The organism is Pseudomonas sp. GW822-FHT03F08, assembly GCF_058801265.1.
Genome location: NZ_JBXANC010000006.1, coordinates 43,116 through 60,218, shown reverse-complemented (window position 1 = coordinate 60,218; position 17,103 = coordinate 43,116). Strand labels below are relative to the sequence as shown.

Annotated in this window: 14 protein-coding genes; 8 read left to right on the top strand and 6 right to left on the bottom strand. The window is 60.9% G+C overall.

Going from position 1 to position 17,103, the window contains the following annotated elements:
* Nucleotides 1-127: 127 nt before the first annotated feature.
* A complete protein-coding gene (locus tag AC1RME_RS16125) occupies nucleotides 128-3,022 on the bottom strand; it encodes a ribonucleoside-diphosphate reductase subunit alpha (protein ID WP_096818053.1) in 2,895 nt (964 codons plus the stop codon).
* Between the two features lie 734 nt (nucleotides 3,023-3,756).
* Between AC1RME_RS16125 and AC1RME_RS16120 the strand changes: the two genes are divergently transcribed.
* Nucleotides 3,757-4,479 carry a response regulator gene (locus tag AC1RME_RS16120; RefSeq protein ID WP_096818051.1) on the top strand — a complete coding sequence of 241 codons (723 nt, stop codon included), beginning with the start codon at nucleotides 3,757-3,759 and terminating at the stop codon, nucleotides 4,477-4,479.
* Entirely contained in the window at nucleotides 4,476-6,086 is a 1,611-nt protein-coding gene (locus AC1RME_RS16115) for an ATP-binding protein (protein WP_096818050.1), read from the top strand. Before AC1RME_RS16120 ends, AC1RME_RS16115 begins: the two co-directional genes overlap by 4 nt.
* 6 nt (nucleotides 6,087-6,092) lie before the next feature.
* On the opposite strand, the gene AC1RME_RS16110 is transcribed toward AC1RME_RS16115, so the two are convergent.
* Together AC1RME_RS16110 and AC1RME_RS16105 are read right to left on the bottom strand one after the other, a co-directional pair.
* Nucleotides 6,093-6,818 (bottom strand): 4'-phosphopantetheinyl transferase family protein, encoded by a 726-nt coding sequence (locus tag AC1RME_RS16110; protein ID WP_096818641.1) that lies wholly within the window; start codon nucleotides 6,816-6,818, stop codon nucleotides 6,093-6,095.
* Nucleotides 6,819-6,911: 93 nt separating this feature from the next.
* Nucleotides 6,912-7,703, bottom strand: a complete 792-nt coding sequence (locus AC1RME_RS16105) for a dienelactone hydrolase family protein (RefSeq protein WP_096818048.1) — start codon at nucleotides 7,701-7,703, stop codon at nucleotides 6,912-6,914.
* Between the two features lie 206 nt (nucleotides 7,704-7,909).
* On the opposite strand from AC1RME_RS16105, the gene AC1RME_RS16100 reads away from it, so the two are divergent.
* Nucleotides 7,910-8,587 (top strand): response regulator transcription factor, encoded by a 678-nt coding sequence (locus AC1RME_RS16100; RefSeq protein WP_096818046.1) that lies wholly within the window; start codon nucleotides 7,910-7,912, stop codon nucleotides 8,585-8,587.
* On the top strand, nucleotides 8,584-9,930 hold the full coding sequence (locus AC1RME_RS16095) for an ATP-binding protein (protein WP_096818044.1): 1,347 nt from the start codon (nucleotides 8,584-8,586) through the stop codon (nucleotides 9,928-9,930). Before AC1RME_RS16100 ends, AC1RME_RS16095 begins: the two co-directional genes overlap by 4 nt.
* A 4-nt stretch (nucleotides 9,931-9,934) precedes the next feature.
* Here the strand turns inward: AC1RME_RS16095 and AC1RME_RS16090 are convergent, their stop codons facing one another.
* Nucleotides 9,935-10,933: an AraC family transcriptional regulator gene (locus AC1RME_RS16090; RefSeq protein ID WP_096818041.1), complete on the bottom strand. Its 999-nt coding sequence runs from the start codon at nucleotides 10,931-10,933 to the stop codon at nucleotides 9,935-9,937.
* 352 nt (nucleotides 10,934-11,285) lie between these two features.
* Between AC1RME_RS16090 and AC1RME_RS16085 the strand changes: the two genes are divergently transcribed.
* Nucleotides 11,286-12,620: a dicarboxylate/amino acid:cation symporter gene (locus AC1RME_RS16085; RefSeq protein WP_096818039.1), complete on the top strand. Its 1,335-nt coding sequence runs from the start codon at nucleotides 11,286-11,288 to the stop codon at nucleotides 12,618-12,620.
* A 158-nt stretch (nucleotides 12,621-12,778) separates the two neighbouring features.
* Nucleotides 12,779-13,960, top strand: a complete 1,182-nt coding sequence (locus AC1RME_RS16080) for a CaiB/BaiF CoA transferase family protein (protein ID WP_096818037.1) — start codon at nucleotides 12,779-12,781, stop codon at nucleotides 13,958-13,960.
* Between the two features lies 1 nt (nucleotide 13,961).
* On the opposite strand, the gene AC1RME_RS16075 is transcribed toward AC1RME_RS16080, so the two are convergent.
* Entirely contained in the window at nucleotides 13,962-14,456 is a 495-nt protein-coding gene (locus AC1RME_RS16075; RefSeq protein ID WP_096818035.1) for a SprT family zinc-dependent metalloprotease, read from the bottom strand.
* 160 nt (nucleotides 14,457-14,616) lie between these two features.
* Complete coding sequence (locus AC1RME_RS16070) at nucleotides 14,617-15,219, bottom strand: Yip1 family protein (protein ID WP_053122787.1); 603 nt, start codon at nucleotides 15,217-15,219, stop codon at nucleotides 14,617-14,619.
* Between the two features lie 289 nt (nucleotides 15,220-15,508).
* Here AC1RME_RS16070 and ttcA point away from each other — a divergent pair, with 289 nt between their 5' ends.
* Nucleotides 15,509-16,333 (top strand): tRNA 2-thiocytidine(32) synthetase TtcA, encoded by an 825-nt coding sequence (gene ttcA, locus AC1RME_RS16065; RefSeq protein ID WP_096818033.1) that lies wholly within the window; start codon nucleotides 15,509-15,511, stop codon nucleotides 16,331-16,333.
* 69 nt (nucleotides 16,334-16,402) lie between these two features.
* Nucleotides 16,403-17,077 (top strand): DNA-3-methyladenine glycosylase I, encoded by a 675-nt coding sequence (locus tag AC1RME_RS16060; protein ID WP_096818031.1) that lies wholly within the window; start codon nucleotides 16,403-16,405, stop codon nucleotides 17,075-17,077.
* Nucleotides 17,078-17,103: the final 26 nt, after the last annotated feature.

The window sequence follows — 17,103 nt, the reverse complement described above, 5'->3', positions numbered from 1 at the left end:
TGAAACCTGTTCGTTAGAGCCTTGGTGTTTGGCAGACAAAAGAAAACCCCCGACAAACCAGAAGTCTGTCGGGGGTTTCCTTTGTCTGGAGGAATCAGGCGTCTCGCAACGCCCGATTCAGCTCAGCTTATTGGCAAGCTTCGCAATCCGGCTCGTCGATGGCGCAAGCCTTCGGTACTGGAGCAGGGCCGGCAGGCGCTGCCAGGACCGAATCGTCACCGTGGTTGCCGCCGCTGGAAACAGCGTTCAGCTTGCCGGTGTTGATGGTCGACTTCTCGGTGCTGGTCGCAGCCAGGGCACGGAGGTAGTAGGTGGTTTTCAGACCACGGTACCAGGCCATGCGGTAGGTCACGTCGAGTTTCTTGCCCGATGCGCCGGCGATGTACAGGTTCAGCGACTGGGCCTGGTCGATCCACTTCTGACGACGGCTGGCGGCGTCAACGATCCACTTGGTGTCCACTTCGAACGCGGTCGCGTAGAGCTCTTTGAGTTCTTGCGGGATGCGCTCGATCTGCTGAACCGAACCGTCGTAGTACTTCAGGTCGTTGATCATGACCGAGTCCCACAGACCGCGAGCCTTCAGGTCGCGAACCAGGTACGGGTTGATCACGGTGAATTCGCCCGACAGGTTCGATTTCACATACAGGTTCTGGTAGGTCGGTTCGATCGACTGCGATACGCCGGTGATGTTGGCGATGGTCGCGGTCGGTGCGATGGCCATGATGTTCGAGTTACGGATGCCTTTCTGTACACGGGCGCGAACCGGTGCCCAGTCCAGGGACTCGGTCAGGTCGACGTCGATGTACTTCTGGCCACGTGCTTCGATCAGGATCTGTTGCGAATCCAGCGGCAGTACGCCTTTGGACCACAGCGAACCCTGGAACGTCTCGTACGAACCGCGCTCGTCAGCCAGGTCGCAGGAAGCCTGGATCGCGTAGTAGCTGACCGCTTCCATCGACTTGTCGGCGAACTCGACGGCAGCGTCGGAACCGTAAGGGATGTGCTGCAGGTACAGCGCGTCCTGGAAGCCCATGATGCCCAGGCCGACCGGACGGTGGCGGAAGTTGGAGTTCTTCGCCTGCGGTACCGAGTAGTAGTTGATGTCGATCACGTTGTCGAGCATGCGAACGGCTACGTCGATGGTGCGCTTGAGCTTGGCGGTGTCCAGCTTGCCGTCGACGATGTGGTTCGGCAGGTTGATCGAGCCCAGGTTGCAGACCGCGATCTCGTCCTTGTTGGTGTTCAGGGTGATCTCGGTGCACAGGTTCGAGCTGTGCACCACGCCGACGTGCTGCTGCGGGCTGCGCAGGTTGCACGGGTCCTTGAAAGTCAGCCATGGGTGGCCGGTTTCGAACAGCATGGACAGCATCTTGCGCCACAGGTCTTTGGCCTGGATGGTCTTGAACAGCTTGACCTTGCCTGGGTACTCGGTCAGGGCTTCGTAGTACTCGTAGCGCTCTTCGAAGGCTTTGCCGGTCAGGTCGTGCAGGTCTGGTACTTCGGATGGCGAGAACAGGGTCCACTTGCCGTCATCGAAGACGCGCTTCATGAACAGGTCAGGGATCCAGTTGGCGGTGTTCATGTCGTGGGTACGACGACGGTCATCACCGGTGTTCTTACGGAGTTCGATGAACTCTTCGATGTCCATGTGCCAGGTTTCCAGGTAGGCACAGACAGCGCCTTTGCGCTTGCCACCCTGGTTAACGGCAACGGCGGTGTCGTTCACGACTTTCAGGAACGGAACCACGCCTTGCGACTTGCCGTTGGTGCCTTTGATGTACGAACCCAGTGCACGCACCGGGGTCCAGTCGTTGCCCAGGCCACCGGCGAATTTCGACAACATGGCGTTGTCGTGGATCGCGTGGTAGATGCCCGACAGGTCATCCGGAACGGTGGTCAGGTAGCAGCTCGACAGCTGTGGACGTAGGGTACCGGCGTTGAACAGGGTCGGGGTCGAAGCCATGTAGTCGAACGAGGACAGCAGGTTGTAGAACTCGATCGCACGGTCTTCTTTCTGCTTCTCTTCGATCGCCAGGCCCATGGCCACGCGCATGAAGAAGATCTGTGGCAGTTCGAAACGCACGCCATCCTTGTGGATGAAGTAACGGTCGTACAGGGTTTGCAGGCCCAGGTAGGTGAATTGCTGGTCGCGCTCGTGGTTGATCGCCTTGCCCAGTTTTTCCAGGTCGAAGGAGGCCAGCACAGGGTTCAGCAGTTCGAACTCGATACCTTTGGCGACGTAGGCCGGCAGCGCCTTGGCGTACAGGTCGGCCATTTCGTGGTGAGTCGCGCTCTCGGCAACACCCAGGAAGCCCAGGCCTTCGGCACGCAGGGTGTCCATCAGCAGGCGGGCGGTCACGAACGAGTAGTTCGGCTCGCGCTCGACCAGGGTACGGGCGGTCATTACCAGCGCGGTGTTGACGTCGTTCAGGGCAACGCCGTCGTACAGGTTCTTCAGGGTTTCGCGCTGGATCAGGTCGCCGTCGACTTCAGCCAGACCTTCGCAGGCTTCGGTGACGATGGTGTTCAGGCGACCCATGTCCAGCGGCGCGAGGCTGCCGTCGGCGCGGGTGATGCGGATCGACGGGTGAGCGTTGACTGCGGCTTCGGCCGGAGCGTGGGCAGCGCGTTCTTTCGAACGGCCGTCACGGTAGATCACGTAGTCGCGAGCCACTTTCTGCTCGCCGGCACGCATCAGGGCCAGTTCGACCTGGTCCTGGATTTCTTCGATGTGGATGGTGCCGCCCGAAGGCATGCGACGCTTGAAGGTCGCGGTGACCTGTTCGGTCAGGCGGGCAACGGTGTCGTGGATTCGCGACGAAGCGGCAGCGGTGCCGCCCTCAACTGCGAGAAACGCTTTGGTGATAGCGACGGTGATCTTGTCATCGGTGTAAGGAACGACAGTGCCATTACGCTTGATCACACGCAGTTGACCAGGCGCGGTGGCAGCCAGATCCGAATTCGAATCGGCGGCCTGCGGCAAGGTGCCCTGCGGGTTCTCGCGAGTTGTGTCGGTTTGCATGGGTGTCTCCACGTTCTCTATGTTTGTTTGGGCACCATCACGGTGCCCACCGTTCCGTCCTGAAGCACTACGACCGGCCAGCGCCGGGTAACGACTTCGGGACAGTTCAGGAAGTGGGCCTTGTGGGCGCCGCTTCCATGCCGAAGTCTTCGGTTCGCGCGATACGCGTGAAACCGCATTCCTTTCGGGGAGCAGTTTTGAACTGCAACACCCGTACCGTTTACGCCGTGATCGGCTGAAAAACGGTAGCCATCCGCAGGCGCGGTTTGGGCTTCTGAAAATACGTTTGGTTCAACCCGACAATGGCAATAAAAAGCCTTGAATTCACTGTCCGGTTTGTGTTTGGTTTTTAGCGTCAAACCCTATATGTAGGGTTTTTTTGAGCGCGGGCTACAAGATAATGCGTTTTGGGGGGCGATTGCAACGGACAGCCTGTGGATAACCCTGTGCGTAAATTGTGTGCGAAACAGGGAATTCCTTTGTAGGCCGCGAACCTGCTGAGTTAGACCGTTTGTCACTGTTTTCTCTTCGGGAAAAACGCTTCAGCGGATTTTTAAGGGCGCGAACCCTATCACAAAAAACGGCCTTGTCCGAACGCATTTACCGACTTGTGTTCTCGCTGTACGCCGTTTATACAATCGGCCCTGTCACACGCATTCTTATCCTCCTTAAAGATGACAAAAAGACGGGAGGATCCTTCCTTTATTCGCAACATCGGCAAGCAGAGGTCATCCGTGGAGCAAGAAGCCTGGCAGGTATTGATAGTCGAGGACGACCAGCGTCTGGCCGAACTGACCCGCGAATACCTGCAAGCCAATGGATTGCGCGTGGAGATCGAAGGCAACGGCGCCCTGGCGGCGGCGCGGATCATCAAGGAGCAACCGGACCTGGTGATCCTCGACCTGATGCTCCCCGGTGAAGACGGCCTGAGCATCTGCCGCAAGGTGCGCGACCAGTACGACGGGCCGATCCTGATGCTGACCGCGCGCACCGACGATGCCGACCAGATCCTCGGCCTCGACATCGGCGCCGATGACTACGTGTGCAAACCGGTTCGCCCACGGCTGTTGCTGGCGCGCATCCAGGCGTTGTTGCGACGCAGTGACGCACCGGAGCCGGCGTCGGGCAAACCCCGCCGTCTGCAATTCGGCCCGTTGGTGGTGGACAACGCCTTGCGCGAAGCCTGGCTGAGCGACAGCGGCATCGAACTGACCAGCGCCGAGTTCGATCTGCTGTGGCTGCTGGTGTCCAACGCCGGAAGGATTCTGTCGCGGGAAGAAATCTTCACCGCGCTGCGCGGCATCGGCTACGACGGCCAGGACCGTTCGATCGATGTGCGCATCTCGCGCATCCGTCCGAAGATCGGCGACGACCCCGATCACCCGCGCCTGATCAAGACCGTGCGCAGCAAAGGCTATCTGTTCGTGCCTGAAGCTTGCGTAGAACTGCCGCTGTGAACTCGATCTTCCTGCGCATCTACGGCGGCATGTGCGCGGCGCTGATTCTGGTGGCGGTGCTCGGCGTTCTGGCACTGCACCTGCTCAACCAGGTACGCAGCGAGCAGTACCGCGAACGTCTGGCCCACGGCACGTTTTCGCTGATGGCCGACAACCTGCAACCGATGAACGAAACCGAGCGCCACCGCGCCTTGCTGGTGTGGGAGCGGCTGCTGGGGATTCCGCTGGCACTGAAAACCTTCGCCCAGACCGATCTCGATCTCACCCAGCGCACCCGCGTGCAACGCGGGCAGGCACTGGTCGAGCAGACCGGGCCGCACGCGGCAAAGGTCTATCGACTGGTCAGCGACAAGGAGCAGCTTGTGCTGGTGGGCGAGGTGCAACAGATCAGCGAGCAACTGGCCCGGGCGACCATCTACCTGCTGGCCGATGAACTGGTGCGGGTGCCGGTGGGCGAGCAGCCCAAACGACTGGCGCAATTGAAGGAAGAGAAGGGCTTCGGTTTCGACCTGCGGTTGGTAACCGTGAACGAAGCCGACATGGATGAAGACCAGAGTCGTCGCGTGTCGGAAGGCGATACGGTGATGGCGCTGGGCAAGGGCGGGGACTCGATCCGGGTGTTCGCCGGGATGGTCGGTACGCCGTGGGTGCTGGAAATCGGCCCGCTCTATCAGATGAATCCGTACCCGCCGCAGTGGCTGGTGCTGATCGCCGCGCTGGGCCTGACCCTGATCGGTCTTATCGTCTATTTACTGGTGCGCCAGCTCGAGCGGCGTTTGCGTGGCCTCGAAGCGGCGGCCACGCGTATCGCCAAGGGCAGTCTGGAAACCCGGGTGCCGGCCCGCGGCGCCGACTCGGTGGGGAAACTGGCGGCGGCGTTCAACGGCATGGCCGAGCACCTGCAGCAATTGCTGGCGATCCAGCGTGAACTGGTGCGTGCGGTGTCCCATGAGTTGCGCACACCGGTGGCGCGCCTGCGCTTCGGTCTGGAAATGATCGGTTCGGCCACCACCCCGCAAGCGCTGGAAAAGTACCGTGAGGGCATGGACCACGACATCGAGGACCTCGATAAGCTGGTGGACGAAATGCTCACCTATGCGCGGCTGGAGCAGGGTTCACCGGCGCTGACGTTCCAGCGCATCGACCTCGATGCACTGGTCAATCAGGTGATCGAAGAACTGGCACCACTGCGTGCCGACGTCACGGTGCAACGTGGTTTGTGCCTGTCGGCCGCCGACTGCGACGATGCCTGGGTCGAGGCCGAGCCGCGTTACCTGCATCGCGCCTTGCAGAATCTGGTGGGTAACGCCATGCGTCATGCGCGCTCAAGGGTCACGGTCAGTTATCAGGTCGGGCAGATGCGTTGCCGGGTAGACGTCGAGGACGACGGCCCCGGTGTGCCGGAAAGTGCCTGGGAGAAAATCTTCACGCCATTCCTGCGGCTGGACGACAGCCGTACGCGGGCATCCGGCGGGCACGGCCTGGGCTTATCTATCGTGCGACGGATCATCCACTGGCATGACGGCCGGGCGCTGATCGGCAAGAGCAAGAGTCTTGGCGGGGCGTGTTTCAGCCTGAGCTGGCCGAGGAATCAGGAGCGGCGCTGAAGCCGCTCAAGCCTGGATGCTGACCAGGCTCAATAACTGCCCGTCGTGCACCCCGAACTGTGCGTCCAGTTCGGTCCCGTTGCGCCATTCGCTGGACAGGTCCGTCAGCAGTCGCAGTCGTACCTGACCCTGTTCGGTCCACTCGAGCACTTCGGCGTGCTCGAAATAGAAACGCTTCTGGACGATCGGGTACAGCGCCTTGAACAGGCTTTCCTTCACCGAAAACGTCAGCGTCACCCACAACGCCAGTTGATCGCGGGCGCCGGCAGCCATGCGCTGCAACTCTGCCGGCGTCAGAATCTCCCCGGCCAGCCGCTCGGCCCGTTCGGCGTTGAGCAGGTTTTCCAGGTCCATGCCCAGTCCGCGCCAGTGCTGCTTGTTGGCGACAATCGCTGCGGCCCGGCCGGTGCTGTGGGTGATCGAGCCGCAAATATGTGCCGGCCACACGGGTGCGCGATCCTCGCCAATGGCCGGGACGCTGCTTTTGCCTTCCAGTTGTTGCAGCGCGGCCCGGGCGCAAATCCGCCCGGCCAGAAACTCCGCCTGACGCTTAGCCACCGAGCGCTGGATGCTCGGCGGCGGCTCGATGGCGCTGCGGCGGAAGTCATCGCCGAGCAGTTGCGCCGGGTCGAAATGAGTGCTCAGCAGCACGGTGTCCGGCAGCACGGTCGGTAGCGGCCAGTGGGCATCGAGCGGGGTGCAGCAGGCGGGGAGGAGGGGGCTGGAATTCATGGCGGGCATTTTGCCGGGTTGCCTTCAGGCTGAATAGTGCGCTGGTGCAGATCGCTCTCGCGCAGAACGTGGGAGCGATCAGCATACTCCGGCTCAGCCAAAGATTTTCTTGAAGAATGCCTGCATGTCCGCCCAGGACTTTTCATCCGCTGCCTTGTTGTAGCCGATATCCGGGCCACCGTGATCGCCATGGCTCAAGCGATCCGCGTCGGGGTTGGTGAAGCCATGCTTGGCGCCGTCTAGGCTGACGAATTTGTAGTCGGCGCCGGCCTTGTCCATTTCAGATTTGAACGCCGTGACGTTGTCGGCGGTGACCATGCTGTCCAGCGCGCCGTGCTCGACGAGGACTTTGGCTTTGACACTGCCAGGTGTCGCCGGGGTGTTGGTGGCCAGTGCGCCGTGGAAACTCACGACACCCGCCAGCGGTACGCCCTGGCGAGCGGCATTCAACACCACGCCGCCGCCGAAGCAATAACCGATGGCGGCCAGTTTGCCGGTGTCGGTCTGCGGTTGTTTCTTCAGCAGATCAAGGCCGGCCTGGAAGCGTTTGCTGGCCGCATCGGCATTCTGGGTGGCCGCTTGCATGAATGCCATGGCATCTTTCGGGTGCTCGGTGTTCTTGCCTTCACCGTACATGTCGATGGCCAGCGCGCTGTAGCCAAGCCCGGCGAGATCCCGGGCGCGGCGCTTGGCATAGTCGTTGAGGCCCCACCATTCATGCACCACTACAACGCCCGGGCGCGGGCCTTTTATGGCATCGTCGAAAGCGTAGTAGCCGATCAGTTTCGTGCCGTCGGCGCTCTGGTAGGGGATTTCCTCGGTCTTGATGGCTGCCGCGCTGAGGCTGCTGAAGGCGAGCAGGGTGAGGGCAAGGAACAGGCGCATGATCGGGTCTCCTGACAATAAAAGGTCAAAACAGCCTAGTTCATTTGATTGCGCTCGGGTTCAGGGTGTGTTCAGGGCAGGTACAGGCCCGGTTCAGTAAGCTTGAATCATGTCCGAGGGGAGAAATGAACAGGACCCTCAAAAGCGGCAGTACACCGTTGTCGCAGGTATGCTGTTGGAGATTCTGATTTGCCCGGGAGAGCGTCATGAAACTGTTGGTCGTCGAAGATGAAGCGCTGTTGCGCCATCACCTGCAAACCCGCCTGACGGAAAGCGGTCATGTGGTCGAGTCCGTGGCCAATGCCGAAGAGGCGCTGTACCAGACCGGGCAATTCAACTTTGACCTGGCGGTGATCGACCTCGGCCTGCCGGGCATGGGCGGGCTCGACCTGATCCGCCAGTTGCGCTCGGACGGCAAGAGCTTCCCGATCCTGATCCTCACCGCCCGTGGCAACTGGCAGGACAAGGTCGAAGGCCTGGCCGCCGGCGCCGACGATTACCTGGTCAAACCGTTCCAGTTCGAAGAACTCGAAGCACGGCTCAATGCGCTGCTGCGTCGTTCCAGCGGTTTCACCCAGTCTTCCATTGTCGCCGGGCCGCTGCTGCTCGACCTCAATCGCAAGCAGGCGACCCTCGATGAGCAGCCGCTGGCGCTGACCGCCTACGAATACCGGATCCTCGAATACCTGATGCGCCACCACCAGCAAGTGGTGCCCAAGGATCGCCTGATGGAGCAGTTGTACCCGGACGACGACGAGCGTGATCCGAACGTGATCGAAGTGCTGGTCGGGCGCCTGCGTCGCAAGCTGGAAGGTCCGGCCGGGTTCAAGCCGATCGACACGGTGCGCGGCCTCGGCTACCTGTTCAATGAGCGCTGCACTTGATCCGTTCGCTTCGTGTTCGCTTGATGTTGGCCGCCACGACGTTGGCGGTGTTGTTCATGCTCGCCTTGCTCCCGGCGATGCAAGGTGCGTTCAGCCTGGCGCTGCAGGATTCGATCGAGCAGCGCCTGGCCTCGGACGTCACCACACTGATTTCTGCCGCGCGGATTGAAAACGGCCGGCTGGTGATGCCGATGCAGTTGCCGGACGAGCGTTTCAACCTCGCCGATTTCCGTCTGCTCGGCTACATCTACGACCGCGAAGGTCATCTGGTCTGGCGCTCCAAAGCGACCCAGGAAGAACAGATCAACTACAAGCCGCGCTACGACGGGATGGGCAACGAATTCGCGCGGATTCGCGAGGCCAGCGGACAGGAGTTCTTCGTCTACGACGTCGAAGTCAAACTGCTCGGTGGCAAGAATGCGGCGTTCAGCATCGTCGCGCTGCAACCGGTACGCGAATACGAAACCACCCTCGAAGGCCTGCGGGAAAACCTCTACCTCGGTTTCGGCGCCGCGTTGCTGGTGCTGCTCTCGCTGCTGTGGATCGGTCTGACCTGGGGCCTGAAAGCCTTGCGCCGGCTCAGTCAGGAGCTGGACGAAATCGAAGGCGGCACCCTCGAAAGCCTCAGCGAACAGCACCCCCGTGAATTGCTGCGCCTGACCGGCTCGCTCAACCGCTTGCTGCACAGTGAGCGCCAGCAGCGCAGCCGTTATCGTGACTCCCTCGACGATCTGGCCCACAGCCTGAAAACGCCGCTCGCGGTCTTGCAAGGCGTCAGCGAAGACATGGCCCAGCGCCCCGAAGATCGCGATCAGGCCTGGGTGCTGCAAACCCAGATCGAACGCATGAGCCAGCAGATCAGCTACCAGTTGCAGCGCGCCAGCCTGCGCAAAAGCGGTCTGGTACGCCATCAGGTGCGCCTGCGGCCGGTGCTCAAAAGCCTGTGCGACACGCTGGACAAGGTCTACCGCGACAAACGCGTACGCGTGGCGTTCGACCTGCCGGAACACTGCTACGTGCCGATCGAGCAGGGCGCCTTGCTGGAAATGATGGGCAACCTGCTGGAAAACGCCTATCGCCTGTGCCTGGGCGAAGTGCGCATCAGCGTGCGCGAAAGCCTGGCCGGGATCGAGTTGTGCATCGAAGACGACGGCCCCGGCGTTCCACAGCATCAGCGTGCGCGGATACTTGAGCGTGGTGAGCGTTTGGATCGCCAGCATCCGGGACAGGGGATCGGGCTGGCGGTGGTCAAGGACATCATCGAGAGCTACAACGCGAAACTGACGCTGGGTGATTCGCCGATGGGCGGGGCGGCGTTCAGGATTCATTTTCCGGCGGTGTGACCGCCTACTGTTCCTGCGCCCGATAAGCCCCCGGCGTCAGCCCCGTCCACTTCTTGAACGCCCGGTGAAACGCCGACGGTTCGGAAAATCCGAGCTGTTCGGCGATCTGTTGCAACGACAGATCCGCACGCCCCAGATGATAAATCGCGATGTCCCGCCGCAACTGGTCCTTCAACTCCTGAAAACTCGTGCCTTCCTCGCGCAAATGCCGGCGCAGGGTTTGCGGGCTGATGTGCAGGTGCGCGGCCACGGCTTCCAGGTCCGGCCAGCGTGCGCTGTCATGGCTGAGCAAACGGCGCAATCGGCTGCTGAGGCTGTTGCCGTCATCCGGGCGTGACAGCAGGTCGGCGGGGGAGCGTTCAAGAAAATGCTTGAGCGTACGTTCGTCCTGCAGCAGCGGCATGTGCAGATAGCGACTGTGAAACACCAGGCTGCTCTGGGATGCGGAAAACTCCAGCGGGCAGGAGAACAGCAGATCGTATTCGGCTCCGTGCACCGGTTTCGGGTAGCTGAAAGTGGCCTGTTCCAGGCGAATCCGCTGGCCGATCAGCCAGCTGCCGAGGCGATGCCAGATCACCAGCAGGCTCTCGCTGAGAAAGTGATCCGGATCCCACCATTGCGCATCGTCGAGGCTCAGGCGCACCCATTCGTCTTCATGGGTCAGGGTCAGGCGCGGAGCGTCGGGGAATAGGCTATAAAACAATAAGCCGCGTTGCAGAGCCTTTTCCAGGCTGCGGCAATGAATGATGGCGTGGCACATCATGGCGAAGCTGCCGGGTTTGCTCTGCGCGTTGCCGAAGCCCAGGCATTCGTCGTCCAGGGCCAGCCACAGGTTCTGGATCAGTTGGGTGAATTGTTCCGGGGCGATCCGCGCACGCGGCTCGTCGAGCAGTTCGGGACTGATGCCCAGCTGCAGCAGCAGGCCCGAATAATCGAACCCGCGACGGCGTGCGCCACCGAGGGCGGCACGGGCGAAATGACTGGCGATGGTGCGTTCGCGCATAAGCGGCAAATCCTTCCTCTGGCGACCGATGGTAGCCGGCGGCCTTGATCGGCAACAAGGCGGATTTCCGCCAAATTGTAGGACGAGACCCGGTGCGTTGGCGGAAATCCGCCATACTTGGGTAACCGAATGGTGACACAGAAAAACCTGCATCCCCTGATATCAAAAGGCTTGCAGCGAATTGCACCAAAGTGGCACGAGGTTTGCGATAAGAGCGACAGAAGCGTGCGCCGAGCCGGTCCGGAAAGCGTCGTTCGACACAACAAATCCCTCCAGTGCAGGAGGGTTCGCAATTCAAGTGTCGCGTTCAACAGATGGATGTTGCTACGCGGGACTCTTGAGGAACTTTGCAATGACGACTCGTCAGCCACTGTACAAATCCCTGTATTTCCAGGTGATCGTCGCAATCTGTATCGGTATTGCGCTCGGCCACTACTACCCGCAGTTCGGCGTGGCCGTAAAGCCGCTGGGTGACGGGTTCATCAAACTGATCAAAATGATCATCGCGCCAATCATCTTCTGCACCGTGGTCAGCGGCATCGCCGGCATGCAGAGCATGAAATCGGTCGGCAAGACCGGTGGCTATGCACTCCTGTACTTCGAAATCGTTTCGACCATCGCACTGCTGGTCGGTCTGGTTGTGGTCAACATCGTGCAGCCGGGCAACGGCATGCACATCGATGTCGCCACCCTCGACGCCTCGAAAGTCGCTACCTACGTGGCACAGGGCGCTGACCAGAGCGTTGTCGGCTTCCTGCTCAACGTGATCCCGACCACCATCGTCGGCGCGTTCGCCACCGGTGACATCCTGCAAGTGCTGATGTTCTCGGTGATCTTCGGTTTCGCCCTGCATCGCCTGGGTGCCTACGGCAAGCCGATCCTGGACTTCATCGATCGCTTCGCCCACGTGATGTTCAACATCATCAACATGATCATGAAGCTCGCGCCAATCGGTGCCTTCGGTGCAATGGCGTTCACCATCGGTGCCTACGGTGTCGGCTCGCTGGTGCAGTTGGGTCAACTGATGATCTGCTTCTACATCACGTGCCTGGCGTTCATCCTGATCGTGCTCGGCGGTATCGCCCGCATGCACGGCTTCAGCGTGCTGAAGATGATCCGTTACATCCGTGAAGAGCTGCTGATCGTGCTGGGTACTTCCTCGTCGGAATCGGTACTGCCACGCATGCTGATCAAGATGGAGCGTCTGGGCGCGAAGAAATCGGTAGTGGGTCTGGTGATCCCGACCGGTTACTCGTTCAACCTCGACGGTACCGCGATCTACCTGACCATGGCGGCCGTGTTCATCGCTCAGGCGACCGACACCCACATGGACATCACTCACCAGATCACTCTGCTGGTGGTGTTGCTGCTGTCCTCCAAAGGCGCAGCCGGTGTGACCGGTTCGGGCTTCATCGTGCTGGCCGCCACCCTGTCGGCGGTAGGTCACCTGCCGGTAGCCGGTCTGGCGCTGATCCTGGGTATCGACCGCTTCATGTCCGAAGCCCGCGCCCTGACCAACCTGGTCGGCAACGCCGTTGCCACCATCGTTGTGGCCAAGTGGGTCAAGGAACTGGACACCGACGTGCTGCAAACCGAGCTGGCCTCGGGCGGTCGCGGTATCGTTGACCAGCGTCACGAAGACGACCTGGGTGTGGCCGAAGGCCCAACCCCGAGCAATGTGAAGTAAGCATCGCTTGATTGGAAAAACCCGCTTCGGCGGGTTTTTTCATGTCTGTGATTTGAGCGGGCGATTTGAGCGCAACGGTCACAGCAACTGATGCATCCGGTAATTGCCCCATCGCCGACGGCTGCCTAGGCTGCAAGCATCGTTGATGGAGATCGCCCATGTCTGCACCGCTGGCCTCACTGAAGATTCTGGATTTCTCGACCTTGCTGCCGGGACCGTTCGCCTCGCTGCTGCTGGCGGACATGGGCGCCGAGGTGTTGCGCATCGAATCGCCGACCCGCCTCGACCTGTTGCGGGTCTTGCCGCCCCACGATCACGGCATCTCGGCCAGTCATGCCTACCTGAATCGCAACAAGCGCAGCCTGGCGCTGGATCTCAAACAGCCCGAGGCGCTCGAGCTGGTCAAGCAGTTGCTGGCGGACTACGACATCGTGCTGGAGCAGTTTCGCCCCGGTGTGATGGAGCGGCTGGGGCTGGGTTACGAGGCACTGAAGGCGATCAATCCGAAGCTGATTTACGTGTCGATCACCGGTTACGGCCAGACCGGCCCGTACAAGGATCGCGCCGGACACGACATCAACTATCTGGCACTGGCCGGGCTCTCCAGCTACACCGGCCGCGCCGACAGCGGGCCGTTGCCGCTGGGCATGCAGGTGGCGGATGTCGCGGGTGGCTCGCTGCACGGGGTGATCGGTTTGCTGGCGGCGGTGATATCACGACAGCAAACCGGGCAGGGCACGCACCTGGATGTGAGCATGACTGACTGTGCGTTCAGCCTGAACGCCATGGCTGGCGCCGGGTATCTGGCCTGCGGTGAAGAACCGCGCTGGGAGGATCAGATGCTCAATGGCGGCAGTTTTTACGATTACTACCGCTCCCGCGACGGGCGCTGGATGTCGGTGGGCAGTCTGGAGCCGGCCTTCATGCAGCAATTGTGCGCAGCGTTGGGTCAGCCGGAACTGGCGGCCCAGGGCTTGTCACCCAAGCCCGAGCAGCAACGGGCGCTCAAGGAGGCGTTGAAGGTCGAGTTCGAGAAGCATGACTTTGCTGAACTGTGCGAGCTGTTCGCCGGGATCGATGCCTGTGTCGAGCCGGTGTTGAATCTGGGCGAGGCGGTGCAGCATCCGCAGTTGCAGGCGCGGGAATTAGTGGCGCAGGTGCCCCGTGGGGATGGCTCTTCGCAGGCGCAGATCGCTTGCCCGCTGAAGTTCTCCGAGGCATTGCCGGCGCCGCGACATGTCGGGGCGGCGCTGGGGCAGCATACGGATCAGGTGTTGGAGGAGTTGGGCTTGAGTGTTGAGCGCATTGCCGAATTGCGGCGAGCCAAAGTGATCGCCTGACTTACTCGACCCGCATCTCGCCACTGAACACCAGGGTGTTGCGACAGCGACGGCACAAATAGCGCCGACCTTGCCTGACCAGGCTATGGCGCTGGGCTGAAAACGGAAAATCACTGTCGGCGCACGGGCATTTGTAGATGTAGCGGGTCACGCTGCGGCGTTTGACGGCGTAGGTATGGCAGCGGTCCGGCGGCAATTCGTAGACGCCACGCATGATCAGTTGCCACTCCTCGCCATGGGGCTGGATGCGGTCACCGAACAGTTGATGGGCGATCAGGTGCGCGACTTCGTGGGCCACGGTCTGTTTGAGGAAGTGTTCGGCGTTCTCCCGATACAGCTGCGGGTTGAAGCGCAGCAGGTTCTCGTGCAGATGCGCGACCCCGGCTTTTTGCCCGCGCAGCTTGAGGCTCACCACGGGGCGTTTGAAAGGACGTTTGAAAAAGGATTCAGCGAGTTGGAAACAGTCTTCGACGCGGGTATTGAGTTGCTCGGGCATGCTTGATGGATCTCCAGAGGCGTCGAGTATGCCGCAACCCCGGGGCGTTGCGAATCGCCGAACTGCCGAATGGTCGTCGCTCTTTTTCAACCGGCACGAGAAGGCCGCCTTGCGGCGGCCTGTGTTGGCGGATCTTGTTCTTCTCGGGTTGGATCGGTCGTCAGTTGGTGTAGACGGGCCCCACGCCCAGTCCCCAGACAATCACGGTAAACGCCATGATGGCGACCAGCACCACCAGACCCACCGCCAGCACCGAGCTGGAAAACAGGAATCCCTCGTCAGACGGAATGTTCATGAAGGTCGGCAGACCCACATACAGCAGGTACACCGTGTAGCAGATGGCCGCCGTGCCGACGATCATCCCCAGCCACATATGCGGATACAACGCCGCCAGCCCGCCGACGAACAACGGTGTCGCGGTGTAGGTGGCAAACGCGACGCAACGGGCCAGGCTCGGATTGGCGTCATAGGTACGGGCCATCCAGTGCACGAAGGCCCCCATGACCGCGACCCCGCCGAGCATCGCCAGGTACGACATGACGGTCATCCAGATCGCGCTTTCGACGGTGAGCATCACCGGCGCGCGGTTACCGATCACCCAGCCGACCTGAGTCGTGCCGATAAAAGCCGAAATAGCGGGGATCGCCGCCAGAATCAGCGTGTGCGTCAGGTACATGTGGCTGATGCTTTCCTCTTGGTCGCCACGGATTTCCTTCCATTCCTGATCGGGGTGGGTAAAAAGTCCCACTACGTGATGGATCATGCCAGTCACTCCTCTCGTTATTGCCATCGCCCCCCAGCGGAGCGCCTACGGGCCAATGTGGCCGAGCAAATACAGGTCTTCAGATTGTGTGCGACCTTATGTCGCAGTATAGAAAGGTCTTAACCGCACAGGTGATAGGGTCTTAGAGCAAATCGCGCTGTAAACCGGCGGGGTAATCGCGTCGGGGTCTGTGCAAACGGGCAATCGAAGGGGCGACAACCTGTGGCCACAACCCCGGTGTTTTTGCGTAAAATGCCCGCCTTTCGTCACACCTCACGGATTTCGCGTCATGGGCACTCTTACGGTCAACCAGAACAAACTGCAAAAGCGCCTGCGCCGCCTGGCCGGCGAAGCGGTCGCCGACTTCAACATGATCGAAGACGGCGACAAGGTCATGGTCTGCCTGTCCGGGGGCAAGGACAGCTACACCATGCTCGACGTGCTGATGCACCTGCAGAAGGTTGCACCGATCAAGTTCGAGATCGTCGCCGTGAACATGGACCAGAAGCAGCCGGGCTTCCCCGAGCACGTGCTGCCGGCCTACCTGAAAGAGCTGGGCATCGAGTACCACATCGTCGAGAAAGACACGTACTCGGTGGTCAAGGAGCTGATTCCTGAAGGCAAGACCACCTGCTCGCTGTGCTCGCGCCTGCGTCGCGGCACGCTGTACACCTTCGCCGACGAAATCGGCGCGACCAAAATGGCCCTCGGTCATCACCGCGACGACATCGTCGAGACGTTCTTCCTCAACATGTTCTTCAACGGCTCCCTCAAGGCGATGCCGCCGAAGCTGCGCGCCGACGACGGGCGCAACGTGGTGATCCGTCCGCTGGCCTACTGCAACGAGAAAGACATCCAGGCCTACTCGGACTTCAAGCAATTCCCGATCATTCCGTGCAACCTCTGTGGTTCCCAGGAAAACCTGCAACGTCAGGTGGTCAAGGAAATGCTTCAGGACTGGGAACGCAAGACCCCGGGTCGTACCGAAAGCATCTTCCGCAGCCTGCAGAACGTGATCCCGTCGCAGCTGGCTGACCGTAATCTGTTCGACTTCACCAGCCTGAAGATTGATGAAACCGCCGCTTCGCGATTCGTCAACGTGGTGAACCTGTAAGCGATCCGATCGCTTGAAAAAAAACGGCGCTCGCGGGCGCCGTTTTCAATTCGTTTTCTAGGAGAGGGCATGCGCGATTACAAGTGGCTGCACGAATACTGTCTGAACCGCTTCGGTTCGGCGGCTGAACTGGAAGCCCATCTGCCCGTTCCCAAGACCCCGGCGCAACTGCGCCAGATCAGCGACGACCGTTATCTCTCGACCATGGCCCTGCGGGTATTTCGCGCCGGGCTCAAGCACAGTCTGGTGGACGCCAAGTGGCCGGCCTTCGAGGAAGTGTTCTTCAAGTTCGACCCGGAAAAAGTCGTGCTGATGAGCGCCGAACACCTTGAGCGGCTGATGCAGGATGCGCGGATCATCCGCCACCTGGGCAAACTCAAAAGTGTGCCGCGCAATGCGCAGTTCATTCTGGACGTCGAGAAAGAGAAGGGCAGTTTCGGCGCGTTGCTCGCCGACTGGCCGGTGACCGATATCGTTGGCCTGTGGACCTACCTGAAAAAGCACGGCCACCAATTGGGCGGGCTGTCGGCGCCACGGTTCTTGCGGATGGTCGGCAAGGACACCTTCGTGCCGAGCTACGACGTGGTCGCGGCGTTGAATGCACAGAAGATCGTCGACAAGGTGCCGAGCAGTCTGCGGGATCTGGCGACGGTGCAGAGCGCGTTCAACCAGTGGCATGAAGAAAGCGGCGGGCGACCGATGAGCCAGATATCGATGATGCTGGCGTATACCGTCAATCATTGAGACCGAGTGATCGTTCCCACGCTAAA

Coding starts and splice junctions, on each gene's coding strand:
- AC1RME_RS16090 (WP_096818041.1), bottom strand. CDS start 10,933: ATGCGCGAACGCACCATCGCCAGTCATTTCGCCCGTGCCGCCCTCGGT.
- AC1RME_RS16105 (WP_096818048.1), bottom strand. CDS start 7,703: ATGCGCCTGTTCCTTGCCCTCACCCTGCTCGCCTTCAGCAGCCTCAGC.
- AC1RME_RS16110 (WP_096818641.1), bottom strand. CDS start 6,818: ATGAATTCCAGCCCCCTCCTCCCCGCCTGCTGCACCCCGCTCGATGCC.
- AC1RME_RS16080 (WP_096818037.1), top strand. CDS start 12,779: ATGTCTGCACCGCTGGCCTCACTGAAGATTCTGGATTTCTCGACCTTG.
- AC1RME_RS16075 (WP_096818035.1), bottom strand. CDS start 14,456: ATGCCCGAGCAACTCAATACCCGCGTCGAAGACTGTTTCCAACTCGCT.
- AC1RME_RS16085 (WP_096818039.1), top strand. CDS start 11,286: ATGACGACTCGTCAGCCACTGTACAAATCCCTGTATTTCCAGGTGATC.
- AC1RME_RS16060 (WP_096818031.1), top strand. CDS start 16,403: ATGCGCGATTACAAGTGGCTGCACGAATACTGTCTGAACCGCTTCGGT.
- AC1RME_RS16125 (WP_096818053.1), bottom strand. CDS start 3,022: ATGCAAACCGACACAACTCGCGAGAACCCGCAGGGCACCTTGCCGCAG.
- ttcA (WP_096818033.1), top strand. CDS start 15,509: ATGGGCACTCTTACGGTCAACCAGAACAAACTGCAAAAGCGCCTGCGC.
- AC1RME_RS16100 (WP_096818046.1), top strand. CDS start 7,910: ATGAAACTGTTGGTCGTCGAAGATGAAGCGCTGTTGCGCCATCACCTG.
- AC1RME_RS16070 (WP_053122787.1), bottom strand. CDS start 15,219: ATGATCCATCACGTAGTGGGACTTTTTACCCACCCCGATCAGGAATGG.